The following is a 13,414-nucleotide window of genomic DNA, read 5'->3' as shown; positions in this document are numbered from 1 at the left end:
AATGAGTAATTTGAAGATGGATCAATTACGCGCTGAATTGGATGAAGTAAATTTGAAATTATTACAATTGATCAATCAACGCGCGAAGCTTGTCCAAGAAATAGGTGCGATTAAAAATAAACAAAGTATGAAACGGTTCGATCCGGTGCGAGAACGGGAAATGCTAAACAAAATTGTAGAACAGAATGAAGGGCCTTTTGAAAGTTCAACGATTGAACATATATTTAAGGAAATTTTTAAAGCTAGCTTGGAGCTGCAAGAGGATGATCATCGTAAAGCATTGCTTGTTTCTCGAAAGAAGAAGCCAGAAGATACGATCATTCAAGTCCAGGATACGTCAATTGGAAATGGAGCAGTACAATATGTCATCGGTCCTTGTTCAGTGGAAACGTATGAACAAGTTGAAAAAGTTGCAGCTGCAGTAAAGCAAAGAGGAATTAAATTCTTGCGCGGTGGTGCTTTTAAACCACGTACTTCACCATATGACTTTCAAGGACTTGGCTTAGAGGGATTAGAAATCTTGAAGAAGGTAGCTGATAAATACGATCTTGCTGTTGTAAGTGAAATTGTTAATCCAGCGCATATTGAAAAAGCCCTTGACTATGTAGATATTATTCAAATTGGTGCAAGAAATATGCAGAACTTTGAATTGTTAAAGGCAGCAGGTGATGTAGATAAGCCTGTTCTGCTTAAGCGTGGACTATCAGCGACAATAGCAGAGTTTATTAATGCTGCGGAATATATTATTTCTAGAGGAAATGGCAATATTATTTTATGTGAGCGTGGCATTCGAACATATGAAAAAGCGACAAGAAATACACTAGACATTTCAGCCGTTCCAATATTAAAGAAAGAGACACATCTGCCTGTTATGGTGGATGTTACCCATTCAACTGGTAGAAGAGACTTATTATTGCCAACGGCAAAAGCGGCACTTGCTATCGGTGCAGATGGTATTATGGCAGAGGTGCACCCAGATCCAGCCGTTGCATTATCGGATTCGGCGCAACAAATGGATATTCCAATGTTTCATCATTTCATGGATGAAATAACGAAGCTTCAAAATCAAATTAAGTGAATTGGAAAGAGTCTGGGACAAAACAATTTTTCATCTAAAATTACCGAACGAAATATGGACGACAATAACTTACATTTAATTAAATGAAATAAATCGAGCATTTGAAATGGGTGAGATTTCCTTCGGGAATAGCACGAGCCGAAAATCTACTCGGAAAAGCAGACTTTCTTTTCCGAGTTAGGTGAGGCCGTGCCCGAGGAAATCGAACCCATTTTCAAACTGTCATGAAATTTTTTGGATTTTAATTTAAATACGCTTGTTTTAAATCATCTTTTTTGCTTTTATCTTATTAAGAGACATAATTGTAGTCATCTATGCTAGATAATGGTTTATTCGTATTTAATTTCACATACTCTTTGTAATTTTTCTCATCCTGGAGTATGATAATAACAAAAGTGAGGATACGTTTGAAATATTTAATGTAGTAATAATCAAGCCTTAACGAAATTAGTAAATAGCAGTAGGAGGAATTACAAATGACAATAACAATATATGATGTTGCCAGAGAAGCCAATGTATCAATGGCGACGGTTTCACGCGTTGTAAACGGCAATCCAAATGTGAAACCTGCCACAAGAAAAAAAGTGTTAGCAACAATTGAACAATTAGGATATCGTCCAAATGCGGTTGCGCGGGGACTAGCAAGTAAAAAAACGACAACAGTTGGAGCTATTATCCCCGATATTTCGAGCATCTTCTTTGCAGAGTTAGCAAGAGGAATAGAAGATATAGCTACGATGTATAAATATAATATTATCTTAAGTAATTCGGATCAAAACATGGATAAAGAGTTACAGCTCATTAATACCATGCTCGAAAAGCAAGTGGATGGAATATTGTTTATGGGTGGAAATATTTCTGAAGAGCACATTAAACAGTTTTCAACTGCTTCCGTTCCAGTAGTATTAGCAGCAACCTATGATGGCTCTGGAAAAATTCCGTCAGTTAATATTGATTATGAGGCAGCAGCCTTTGAAGCGACTAAGTTTTTAATTGACAAAGGGAATAAGCGAATCGCGTTTATCTCAGGAGAAGAAGATACAATCATTAATCAGTTAAAGTACGAAGGATATAAACGTGCTTTTAAAGAAACAGCAATGATATTAAATGACGCATATATCATTCATGGTGATTATACGTATGATTCTGGAATGAAGTCGATTGAAAAACTACTTCAACTAGAAGAGAAGCCTGATGCAGTGTTTGTAGCGTCGGATGAGATGGCGCTTGGTGTTATTCATGGTGCACAAGATTTGGGATATTCTATTCCAGATGATCTTGAAGTATTTGGCTTTGATAATACAAGATTAGCTACAATGGTTCGTCCAACATTATCAACAATAGTACAACCAATGTATGATATTGGGGCAGTAGCGATGCGCCTATTAACTAAATATATGAATAAAGAACAAGTAGAAGAAAAAAATGTCGTACTACCACATCGAATTGTAGAAAGAAACTCAACAAAAGATAAATAATGTCGATATATAAAGTAAGAACACGAGATATAACCTTCTAGTATTTTTATAAGATGGACATGCTTTTCTAGTTGTTTCGGTAATAATCAACATGGTTTGGGGAGAAGAATATATGAGAAAACGCGATTTATTAACTCCAATCGGCATTACATTAGGCTTTGTTATGATTATGCTTGCTATCATTTCAAAAGGTGGCAGTAATGCAACATCGTTTTTTGATATTTCATCCATATTCATTGTAATTGGAGGGCTTATTGCTTCGTTACTCATCAATTTTAAAATGGAACACATTAAGATGACGAACAAAGTACTTAAAGAGGCTTTTCGTAAACATGATCAGAAACTACCAGAGCTCATCCGCTTGTTTATCAGATTGTCGGAGCGGGCAAGAAGAGAAGGTATTTTAGCCTTGGAGAATGAATTAGATGAAGTAGAAGATCCATTTATTCGAAAAGGAATATTATTAACAGTAGATGGAATCGAGCCTGATGTCATTCATGACATAATGAGTGCAGAAATAACGGCGATAGAGGATCGGCATTATCGCGGAAGACTGATTATCGAAAAATGTGGAGAGTATGCGCCTGCTTGGGGAATGATTGGTACATTAGTTGGGCTCGTACTAATGCTAAATACGCTTCAAGACCCTTCAACTTTAGGTCCTAGCATGGCGGTTGCCTTATTAACAACACTGTATGGAACCGTACTTGCCAACTTGGTATTTATTCCAATGGCAAGTAAGCTAGAAAATAAAACAGAAGAAGAAGTATTCTTAAAGCAAGTTATTATAGAAGGCGTTATTGGTGTACAATCAGGGCAGAATCCGCGAATATTGGAAGAAAAGCTGAGCGCATTTCTTTCAAGTGATGCATCATTAGAGGAAGAAGACGATGCACAAGCTTCTATCGCGAGGGAGAGCTTCCATGAAGCGTAGAGAAATTCGAAAAAGCAAAAAGCTCGGTGCACCGAAATGGATGGTAACGTATTCCGATATGGTTACACTGATTCTCGTTTTTTTCATATTGCTCTTCTCGATGTCACAAATTGATGTAGTGAAATTTGAAGCTGTATCAGAATCATTCCGAAATCGAATGATATTTGATTTTAATCCATCTCCAGTTCCAATGGAGAACCCTACGCAAAGCCCAAGTCAACAGGAAAGTGGTAAGCAATCCAATGAGTTTGATACACCGGATGAAGGGAAGAAAGATCAGACGGAGGAAGAAAAGAACAAAGAGGATTCCTTAAATACTTTAATGAGCGATGTGGAAGCATACCTTGATGAAAATGGACTACATAATGTAATAACAGCTAATCGGACGGATCGTGGTGTTGTTCTTGTTCTACAGGAAAGTGTCCTTTTTGATTCAGGAGAAGCAGATATTCTTGCTTCTGGAAAGCCATTTTTGAATAAGGTCGGGTCACTTTTGGAAAAGATTCCAAATCACGTGAAGGTAGAAGGTCATACGGATAATCGACCGATTTCTAATTATCGCTATCCTTCCAACTGGGAATTATCGGGGGCTAGAGCTAGTAGTGTTGTACGGTTTTTGATTAAAGAAAATCAATTTGATCAATCACGGTTTTCTACGGTTGGTTATGCAGATACAAGACCAATTGCACCAAATGATTCGCCAGCCAATTGGAGTAAAAACCGGCGTGTGGAAATTATCATTATGGAGCAGGAATAAGTAAACAAAAGGCTGTCCTTTATTTAAGGGACGAGCCTTTTTTCTTAAGTAATTAAGTTTTTGTTCTTCCTTTTGTATACTTTAACGCAACTTGTAGCATCTTGTCGTTTTTTTCCTGAATATCAGCTTTACGTGGAATATTTGGTAGTGTATCACTTTGATCCTGCCAGGTTCGTGGTAACGTCACTGGTGCTGATTTTTGCCATTTCTTTAACCAAGAAAGGGGTAATGAACCTGATTTAGGTACACCATAGCGCATTACATTCCATACTTGTGCCCATGCACGTGGAACTACTCTCCATATATCATAGCCACCGCCACCTAATGCAACCCATCTACCTTCACAATAAGTATGTGCTAGTTCATGTGCAAGCTGTGGAATTCGTTCATATATTTGCATCGATGCACTTAAATGCGTAAGCGGATCGTGAAAATGAGCATCGGCTCCATTTTGCGTAATAATAATATCTGGTTGAAAAAATGCTGTAATTTCTCTGAAAGCGGATTCATAAACGTGTAAAAAAGATTCGTCCTGCGTAAAAGCATCGATCGGTATATTAAAGGAATATCCATGTCCTGCTTTAATTCCACGCTCATTAACATTTCCAGTGCCAGGAAAAAGATATCTGCCTGTTTCGTGGATAGAAAATGTGCATACATTTGGATCATCATAAAACGCCCACTGGACGCCATCACCGTGATGCGCATCTGTATCAACATACAGTACTTTTAAGTTATAGTGCTGACGGATGTATTTTATAGCTACAGCACCGTCATTATAAATACAAAAACCAGAAGCTTTTTGCTTGAATCCATGATGTAAGCCACCACCAAGATGAAGTGAATGTGTGGAACGTTTTTCTAATACAGCGTCAACTGCTGTTAGCGTACCACCAACTAATAGGGAGGAAGCTTCATGCATGTTCTCAAAAATTGGAGTATCCTCTGTTCCTAAACCATACTTAGCTGCTGTGGTTTCTGAAAGCTCTCCATTACTTGCTTGCTTAACCGCCTCAATAAACTGCGGATCATGAAAAAGGGCAAGCTCCTGTTCGGTTGCTTTTCGCAGTGGAATGATGTCAGTTTGATCTAATTGATGTGCTGCTTCTAGCAGCTCTTTTGTCATTTGTACTCTTTTTTGATTAAAAGGATGATCCGAATGAAAATGATAGTTCAAGAGTGCATCCGAATAAACGAAGGAAGCATTACCGCTCATACATTATCCTCCACGTTGTTTGGCCACATTAATTCATAGCCAGCTTTCTTTAAATCTTGAATAACCGGAAGTGGATTCATCGTTTGGATACGGAAAACTAAAATCTTAAAGTTCGGATCATCTTTATATGGATAAATTAAAACAGAAACAATATTCGTTTTTCGTTTTCCAAAAATCGCAGTAACCTCAGGAAGGATTCCTGGGCGATGTGGCACTTTTACTTCGATATGAGAGCTTTGAACATGCGTTCCAGTTAGTTGAATCAATGTGTACAGCATATCCTTCTCCGTAACTATCCCGACCAATTGATTGTTCTGAACGACAGGAAGCGAGGCAAATTCTTCGTCATAAAAAATACTTGCGATTTCTTCAACAAGGTCAAGTGGATGTACAGTCACTACAGGCTTACTCATAATCGTTTGAATTTCATTGCTTAGCGCCGAATTATCTGAGGTTGTATCAAAAATGGATGGGCTTGCATCACGAACATCTCGATCAGAAACAATACCAATTACCTGTTTCTTCGTATTGACAATAGGAATATGACGAATGCGATGCGTTTGTAATAGATGAAGCGCTTCCTTAATTGGGGCATTCGGTGGTAAGGTAACGACGTCTGTTTTCATAATTTCTTCTACAAGCATTAAAATCCTCCTCTCATGCTACGGTATTTCTTCCGCTGTAAAAATCGCAGCTCATCGAATTTCTTTATAGAAGCAGCGGGTACATTTTTTCCGATTCGTACCATTAGGCAGTTTGCTGGGTGCGAGATAATTTCTGGATCGTCCGTTGGTGCTGGTTTTAAGCCGCCTGCAGCCATCATTTTTTCCATGATCTTACGATAATTCCAGATACTTAGCTTTGTCCCTTCTAAATCCCAATGCCAATAGTATTCAGTGGATATAACGATATAATTTTCCATGAAATCGTCCATCATTGAAACCTCTAATAGTCCAGAAGCGATTTTATACCCACGGAATTCCGGTACTACTTCTATCGCTCCAAGCACGATTAAATCATCCATCTTGTATGTTGACCAGCGTTCAAGTGGGTCTGGGTGAAGGTAAGTAACATACCCAATAATAACATCCTTGCATCGAGCAATAATAATACGTCCTTCAGGAAAATCAGCAATCTGTTTAATTGCCTCGAACTGTTTGTCTGGTGGACGAAACGCAGTTAGTTGTCCATGGAACTGATAGCTTGCTAACTCTTTAGAGGAGAGTGGACCCTCTAATATTATTGGTTCATTTTCTGTATAGCGTGTGATAGAATGATATGCCTTCTTATGCTTCACTATGTCACCACCTATTAAAATAATCCGCCTATGCTTTTATCACCTTGTAATAAACCCCACTCTCGCTAAGTAAGCGAAGAAAGAGAGGGGGTTATGGGGATAGAAACATCAGAAATTTTTCATGTAACAATCGGGTGGAGATGAAAAACAACCGATTGATGTTTCATTTTTTATTATACAGGATAACGAGATGTTTTTTTAGTAATTACTATGAATATTTTGAAAAACTATTTAAATGAACGTAGAACTATTTTTTCATAAAAAGAAGAGGGGGGTCCCCTCTTCAAAATGTAATCGTTATTTAATTATTATCTCCTGACCCGGGATCTGTTGGTGGTGAACCTTCTTCTCCATTGCCTGGATCCTTTTCATTACCATTGTCTTTGTCTTCATCCTTTTTTGGATCATCTGGTTTAGGTTTTTCTGGTTTTTCTTTATCAGGATCAGGAAACTTTCCAATCATTAACTCTTTAGATGCATTGGATTCAAGTCCAAAGTAATCGACAGCCTTTACTTGATAGAGTGCTGGATTACTAGATATTGATAAGCTCGTGTCGGTTGTGCTACCGATCAGAGAGTAGTTTCCATCGGGTTTTGTTTTTCTATACACACGATATCCAACAACATCCTTACTCGACGATTTTTTCCACGCTAGTTTATTGCCGGATTTTCCTAGCGAGCTAGGAGCTGCTGGAGCTTTTCCGTCGTCTTTCACTTTGCCGCCTAAATCACCTTTTGGTAATCCAATCTTTTCCCATTTCTCCCGGTCTGATCTTGGGAAAAGCACGGACAAGTCACTTAACTTATCATAACCTTCTCGTTTTAACCATGCTGGATTAAAGGTTAATCCGTCTCCATTAACAAACTCCTTTGGAGTATTTGGTCCTGCTACTACCGATTTACCATTCACCTTAACGAAAGAGCCTCTAATTAAGCTGTCATCTCTTTTCTTTGGAACATACTTTGCATTAAATAAATCTGTTTTTACTAGTCCAGCTTCTTGACAGAGCTCGGATGGTAATAGACCAGATATACCACAATAGCTCCGCGACACGACTCCACTTGGTCGGCTAAATCGTTCTTTTGGTGCAAGTAGTTCAGGGTTAACTTTGGTAGCAGCATTGATAAGCTCTGCCCAAAGCTTTATATTACGCTGACTATAACTATAGGTGCATCCAGGGCAATATTTCAAGCTCTCATTGGAATCATAACCAATCCATGCGCCCATCGTAATATTTGGATTAGTTGCAACAAACCAAGCATCTTTATAATCGTTTGTTGTTCCTGTTTTTCCTGCCCAATCAACTCCACCATATTTTAAGTATGAGCGTAAAGAAGCAGCAGTTCCTGAATTAATGACATCACGCATCATATCAATTGTTAAATAATTCGTTTGTGGTGAAAGCACTTTGAGGGGTTCTGGCTTATGTTCATAAATGACCTTTCCATCTTTTGTCGTAATTTTTTCAATCATGTACCCGTCAACAAATTTACCCCCGTTTCCAAAGGTTGTATACATGTTCGTGTTTTCTTCTACACTAATATCGCCTGAACCTAAAGACATCGAGATATTTTCATGATCCTCTGCCGTTAAAGTTGAAACTCCCATTTTCTCTAAATACGTTCCAACGGGATCAGCATGAAGTATTTTGGAATATGTTCGAGCAGCTGGAATATTATACGATTTTTCTAAAGCAGTACGCGCAGAAACGATACCATGAAAGCCTTCCCCATAGTTTCCAGGCTTCCCATACGGATAACCAGGCACAGGAATTAATTTTGTATCAATATCCGCAATAGGTGTTCCAGGTTGAACAACTCCCATTTCCATAGCTGGTGCATAGTCTAGCACCGGCTTAATAGTACTTCCAGTTTGTCGCATTGTACGGGTAGCAAAATTCACTTGGCCAAGCCTTTTTTCTGTCGAATACCCTCGACCACCAACGAAGCTAATGATTCTTCCCGTATTATTTTCTATCAGCATTGCACCAGCTTGCACAGGGTCTTTCACCGTTTCAATCTTACCAGTTTCTCCATTTTTTTCTTGAATGGTACGATCCGGTCCGTAATGTTTATAGTTTTTGGCCACATCTTGAAAAACATCAAATATCTTTTTATCGATCGTAGAATGAACTCGATATCCATCCATTTTCAAGCTTCGTCTTGCTAAAATATCGTATTTCTCATTTAATTCTTTATCTTTTTTAAGGTCTTCTTCTGTATGACCATCTTGTTTTGCAAGATATGTTTTTATAATTGGTTCAGCGCGAAGCTCCAGTTCATCAATAACATATTGATATTTATCGCTGGACTTTTTCACCTGCTTCGTAAAATCAGCTGTAATATCATAAGCTAAAGCATCTTTATATTCTTTTTCAGAGGCAATAAACCCTTCTTCATACATTCGTTTTAAAACGATTTTCATTCGGTTTATTCCATATTCCAATCCTTTTTTATCTTTTAGACCGCCGCTATTTTTAAACGGTGTATATTGATACGGGCTTTGTGGCATTCCTGCAAGAAAGGCCGCTTGTGGTAAATTCAGTTCTTTAGCATTAACACCGAATATACCTTGTGCAGCGGTTTGGATACCTGCAATGTTACGACCTGATGCATCTCTTCCATATGGAACAATATTTAAATAGGCTTCCAGAATTTGATCCTTTTCAAAGAATTGTTCTAATCGTAAGGCAAGAAGAATTTCCTTTGCTTTACGTTCAAATGAAACTTCATTTGTTAAGATTTGATTTTTAATCAGCTGCTGCGTGAGCGTGCTTCCACCAGATTTCATGTCCATATTAAGTACTTCTTGAATGATTGCACGAACAATCGCTTTTGGAACGACTCCTTTATGTTCGTTAAAATATTCGTCTTCTGTAGCGATTACGGCATCGATTAATATTGGCGCCACATTTTCCAATGATGTCTCTTCTCTATGTAGATCTGAGCTAATGTCTGCAATATAGACGTTATTAGCAAAATATAGCTTGGACGTTTCTTCGTAATTGTATATGTCTTTTTCCATGCTTTCATAGCTACGGATAGGTTCATCCTTCACGAGTGCAGCAAAGTAGCCTGCACCTAGGCCAAGACCAAAAAAACCACCAATAAATCCGATGATGAGGAAGAAGAGAATAACATTCCAAACAACATCATAGGTAATTCTCGATGAGCGTTGGAGTTTCCCAGTACGCCAAAGTGATATTATTTTATGGTAAGCTTGTTTACTCCATTTTTTGAAATCCACTATAAAACCTCCTAAAATTCCAATATTTATTATACCATACGGTTAAGTGGAGAAGGTATAGAAAAAAATTGCTTTTTATATGGAGATGTGGTAAGAATATATTATACTTTATATTCAATAGCTGAGAAAGATCGCAGTAGTGATGCAAATCCCTATCCAAGAGAGTCGACGGTTGGTGGAAGTCGATATATATTTGCTAACGAATTACAATCTGGAGCTTCTTTTCATGTCATAGGACATGAAAAGACGGTGTTTTGCATCGTTATCAATACCAAAGTGGCAATTAAATTGCAACAAGGGTGGTACCGCGTGTAGAAGCTCGTCCCTTTTTATAGGGAAGGGCTTTTTTTGATTTCTTCGTTTCACAAATCCGATCAAGAAAAAGGATGAAATTCTATTTTAAAGGAGAGTAAAGAATGGATATTTTACAGGATTTAGAAAAGCGTGGCTTAATTAATCAAGCAACAGATATGGATGGACTTCGAAAGCATTTAAATGAGAATCAAGTGACGCTTTATTGTGGATTTGACCCAACAGCAGATAGTTTACACATTGGTCATTTATTGCCAATCACGATACTTAAACGATTTCAAAAAGCAGGCCATCGTCCAATTGCCCTTGTTGGTGGTGGTACGGGAATGATTGGCGATCCAAGTGGTCGCAATTCCGAGCGTTCATTAAATACCGCGGAGGTAGTGGAAGGCTATGCGAATAAAATTAAAGAACAAATTGCTAAACTAGTTGAATTTGATAAGGGAGAAAATCCGGTCGTTGCCAGGAATAATCATGATTGGTTAACGAAAATGACAGTGATTGACTTTTTACGTGATGCGGGTAAATTTTTTAGCATTAACTACATGCTTGCAAAAGAATCCGTTTCTGCACGAATTGAGCAGGGGATCTCTTATACAGAGTTTAGCTACATGCTTTTACAGTCACTTGACTATTTAAAGCTTTATGAAGAAGAAGGCTGTACATTACAAGTTGGTGGAAGTGACCAATGGGGAAACATTACGGCTGGAATGGAATTGATTCGACGCTCCAGAGAAAACCTTGACGAAGAAGTAAAGGTGTTCGGACTTACAGTTCCACTTATTACAAAAGCGGATGGAACGAAATTTGGGAAAACAGCTGGAGGTGCCATTTGGCTGGATCCTGAAAAAACGAGTCCGTATGAGTTTTATCAGTTTTGGGTGAATACAGATGATCGTGATGTCCTTAAATTTTTGCGCTATTTTACGTTCCTTTCTGATGAAGTCCTTTCAGAGCTAGAGGAAGAAGTGAAAAACAGACCAGAAAATCGTGTTGCGCAAAAACGTCTTGCAGAGGAAATGACAAAGACAGTACATGGAGAAGCAGCTTTAATGCAAGCACAACGGATTACGGAATCCCTATTTAGTGGTGATTTAAAGCAGTTATCTGTAGATGAAATTAAACAAGGCTTTAAGGATGTGCCAACATTTGAAATGGAGAAAGAAGCTATTGGCTTAGTAGATTTGCTTGTGCAAGCATCAATCTCACCCTCCAAGCGCCAAGCAAGAGAGGATATTTCAAATGGTGCGATTTACATTAATGGTGAAAGACAACAGGATGTTGCATACACACTAGATAAAGCAGATCGAATAGAAGATACCTTTATCATTATTCGAAGAGGAAAGAAAAAGTATTTCCTAATTCGATTTCAGTAAACTATATTTGTGAAAAATAAATAAGCGTTGTTTTGGAATCTCGTAATGTGCAAGCATTACGAGGTTTTTCAATTCATAGAAAACATTTGCATAGAGCTATTAAAACGAATTATGAAGAAGTGAAGTATTTTTTGTATCACCTGATAGGTAGCCGCTTCTTTTAAACAGAAAAACCCCTCTTAATCCGAGTGTGTAGGATTAAGAGGGGTTTATAAAAATTATTAACGTGAGTAGAATTCAACGATAAGTGCTTCGTTGATTTCTGCTGGAAGCTCAGAACGCTCAGGAAGACGAGTGAATGTTCCTTCTAAGCTATCAGCGTTAAATGAAACGTATTCTGGTACGAAGTTGTTAATTTCAACAGCTTCTTTAATGATATCAAGGTTTTTCGCTTTTTCACGAAGGCCAATTGTTTGACCAGGCTTCATTTGGTATGATGGGATATCTACGCGAGATCCATCAACAGTGATGTGACCATGGTTAACTAATTGACGAGCTTGTCTGCGTGTACGTGCAAGCCCCATACGGTAAACAAGGTTATCAAGGCGAGATTCCAATAGTACCATGAAGTTTTCACCATGAACACCTTTCATTTTACCAGCTTTGTTGAATAGGTTGCGGAATTGACGCTCGTTCAATCCGTACATGAAGCGAAGCTTTTGCTTCTCTTGTTGTTGCAAGCCATATTCAGAGATCTTTCTACGTTGGTTTGCTCCGTGTTGACCAGGAGCGTAAGGGCGCTTATCAAGCTCTTTCCCAGTTCCAGTTAATGAAATGCCAAGACGACGTGATTTTTTCCAAATCGGTCCAGTATAACGTGCCATAGGACATTTCCTCCTTTATATGTTATTTTGCATAAAATAACGCGACCGTGTCCCTTTCCGTTGTCCATTTTGTTTTCATGTACCATCGCTCCAGCAGCTAAGAGTTACGCGATACACCTCTTCTCATACGAGGAACAAAATGGGAACCAAGCGGCGGTTCACTAAGGCTACTTAATTATTTTACACAAAGAATAGTATATAATTTTATCTACCAGAAGTCAACAAATGCTAACGGATTTTTTAGAATTTAAGATAGAATGTAATTCTTCAATAGAATATGAAACGATTTGATCTTTATATATTACTTTTGTTTTTCAAGCGCATTACATAAAACAAGAACAAATTTCTCTAAATAGGTTTGATCGATTTCATCGAATCGATTTATAATGGGGCTATCAATATCAAGCACACCATAAATAGAATCATGGATATACATCGGAATGACAATTTCTGATTTACTTGCACTGTCACATGCGATATGCCCTGGGAATTCATCCACATTTGCGACTCGCATTGTAGTTTGTGTAGAAAGGGCAGTACCACATACTCCTTTTCCGGAAGGAATACGAATACATGCTGGTAGTCCTTGAAAAGGACCAAGGACTAATTCTTCCTCTTTCCATAAATAAAAGCCAACCCAATTAATTTCCTCTAAAAACTGATTTAATAATGCTGCTGCATTCGCTAGATTAGCAATTTCATCGTGTTCTCCTTCAGTTAATGCCTTTAATTGATTAATGACAAGATCATAATCTTTTGCTTTGTTTCCGGTGTATGATGATACTTGAAACATCCGACATCTTCCTCTCATTATGTTAATTTGGTTAAGTAATCTGTTCTTTCCTTCGACATGCTGTAGGGATTTGTCGATAAAAAAATGCAGGGATTTTTTTAT

The 13,414-nt window shown here is 38.0% G+C and carries 11 protein-coding genes and 1 other annotated feature; of the genes, 5 read left to right on the top strand and 6 right to left on the bottom strand.

The features are described from left to right. The first annotated feature begins 1 nt into the window (after position 1). The 4 genes from SPK86_RS04030 to motS all read left to right on the top strand — a co-directional run bounded on the left by SPK86_RS04030 (position 2) and on the right by motS (position 4,247). The gene (locus SPK86_RS04030) at positions 2-1,078 is read left to right on the top strand and encodes a bifunctional 3-deoxy-7-phosphoheptulonate synthase/chorismate mutase (RefSeq protein WP_284139858.1); all 1,077 of its coding nucleotides are present in this window, start codon (positions 2-4) and stop codon (positions 1,076-1,078) included. Between the two features lie 476 nt (positions 1,079-1,554). Further along, entirely contained in the window at positions 1,555-2,556 is a 1,002-nt protein-coding gene (ccpA, locus tag SPK86_RS04025; RefSeq protein WP_330948687.1) for a catabolite control protein A, read from the top strand. A gap of 112 nt (positions 2,557-2,668) precedes the next feature. After that, positions 2,669-3,490 (top strand): flagellar motor protein MotP, encoded by an 822-nt coding sequence (gene motP / locus SPK86_RS04020; RefSeq protein WP_284139856.1) that lies wholly within the window; start codon positions 2,669-2,671, stop codon positions 3,488-3,490. After that, the gene (gene motS / locus SPK86_RS04015; protein WP_284139855.1) at positions 3,480-4,247 is read left to right on the top strand and encodes a flagellar motor protein MotS; all 768 of its coding nucleotides are present in this window, start codon (positions 3,480-3,482) and stop codon (positions 4,245-4,247) included. Before motP ends, motS begins: the two co-directional genes overlap by 11 nt. A gap of 52 nt (positions 4,248-4,299) precedes the next feature. Here the strand turns inward: motS and SPK86_RS04010 are convergent, their stop codons facing one another. The 4 genes from SPK86_RS04010 to SPK86_RS03995 form a co-directional block, all read right to left on the bottom strand. Further along, positions 4,300-5,463, bottom strand: coding sequence for an acetoin utilization protein AcuC (locus tag SPK86_RS04010; protein ID WP_330948686.1), 1,164 nt, complete (start codon positions 5,461-5,463; stop codon positions 4,300-4,302). Beyond that, positions 5,460-6,107, bottom strand: a complete 648-nt coding sequence (locus SPK86_RS04005) for an acetoin utilization AcuB family protein (RefSeq protein ID WP_284139853.1) — start codon at positions 6,105-6,107, stop codon at positions 5,460-5,462. The genes SPK86_RS04010 and SPK86_RS04005 overlap by 4 nt, the downstream gene beginning before the upstream one ends. Then, the gene (locus SPK86_RS04000; RefSeq protein WP_284139852.1) at positions 6,107-6,760 is read right to left on the bottom strand and encodes an N-acetyltransferase; all 654 of its coding nucleotides are present in this window, start codon (positions 6,758-6,760) and stop codon (positions 6,107-6,109) included. Before SPK86_RS04000 ends, SPK86_RS04005 begins: the two co-directional genes overlap by 1 nt. Positions 6,761-7,061: 301 nt before the next feature. After that, positions 7,062-10,007: a transglycosylase domain-containing protein gene (locus SPK86_RS03995; protein WP_330948685.1), complete on the bottom strand. Its 2,946-nt coding sequence runs from the start codon at positions 10,005-10,007 to the stop codon at positions 7,062-7,064. 114 nt (positions 10,008-10,121) lie between these two features. Next, positions 10,122-10,337 (top strand) — a binding site (T-box leader). An 86-nt stretch (positions 10,338-10,423) separates the two neighbouring features. Between SPK86_RS03995 and tyrS the strand changes: the two genes are divergently transcribed. Continuing rightward, positions 10,424-11,695, top strand: coding sequence for a tyrosine--tRNA ligase (gene tyrS / locus SPK86_RS03990; RefSeq protein ID WP_330948684.1), 1,272 nt, complete (start codon positions 10,424-10,426; stop codon positions 11,693-11,695). A gap of 221 nt (positions 11,696-11,916) precedes the next feature. On the opposite strand, the gene rpsD is transcribed toward tyrS, so the two are convergent. Both rpsD and SPK86_RS03980 read right to left on the bottom strand, forming a co-directional pair. Next, positions 11,917-12,519 (bottom strand): 30S ribosomal protein S4, encoded by a 603-nt coding sequence (rpsD, locus tag SPK86_RS03985; RefSeq protein ID WP_284139849.1) that lies wholly within the window; start codon positions 12,517-12,519, stop codon positions 11,917-11,919. 301 nt (positions 12,520-12,820) lie between these two features. After that, a complete protein-coding gene (locus SPK86_RS03980; RefSeq protein WP_284139848.1) occupies positions 12,821-13,312 on the bottom strand; it encodes a GAF domain-containing protein in 492 nt (163 codons plus the stop codon). Positions 13,313-13,414 lie beyond the last annotated feature (102 nt).

Source organism: Virgibacillus sp. MG-45, assembly GCF_036409425.1.
In the GTDB taxonomy this organism is placed as follows: Bacteria; Bacillota; Bacilli; order Bacillales; family Amphibacillaceae; genus LDC-1.
The sequence above is the reverse complement of the archived record's forward strand: the minus strand, read 5'-3'. Positions and strand labels throughout refer to the sequence as shown.

Coding starts and splice junctions, on each gene's coding strand:
- SPK86_RS04030 (WP_284139858.1), top strand. CDS start 2: ATGAGTAATTTGAAGATGGATCAATTACGCGCTGAATTGGATGAAGTA.
- ccpA (WP_330948687.1), top strand. CDS start 1,555: ATGACAATAACAATATATGATGTTGCCAGAGAAGCCAATGTATCAATG.
- motP (WP_284139856.1), top strand. CDS start 2,669: ATGAGAAAACGCGATTTATTAACTCCAATCGGCATTACATTAGGCTTT.
- motS (WP_284139855.1), top strand. CDS start 3,480: ATGAAGCGTAGAGAAATTCGAAAAAGCAAAAAGCTCGGTGCACCGAAA.
- SPK86_RS04010 (WP_330948686.1), bottom strand. CDS start 5,463: ATGAGCGGTAATGCTTCCTTCGTTTATTCGGATGCACTCTTGAACTAT.
- SPK86_RS04005 (WP_284139853.1), bottom strand. CDS start 6,107: ATGCTTGTAGAAGAAATTATGAAAACAGACGTCGTTACCTTACCACCG.
- tyrS (WP_330948684.1), top strand. CDS start 10,424: ATGGATATTTTACAGGATTTAGAAAAGCGTGGCTTAATTAATCAAGCA.
- rpsD (WP_284139849.1), bottom strand. CDS start 12,519: ATGGCACGTTATACTGGACCGATTTGGAAAAAATCACGTCGTCTTGGC.
- SPK86_RS03980 (WP_284139848.1), bottom strand. CDS start 13,312: ATGTTTCAAGTATCATCATACACCGGAAACAAAGCAAAAGATTATGAT.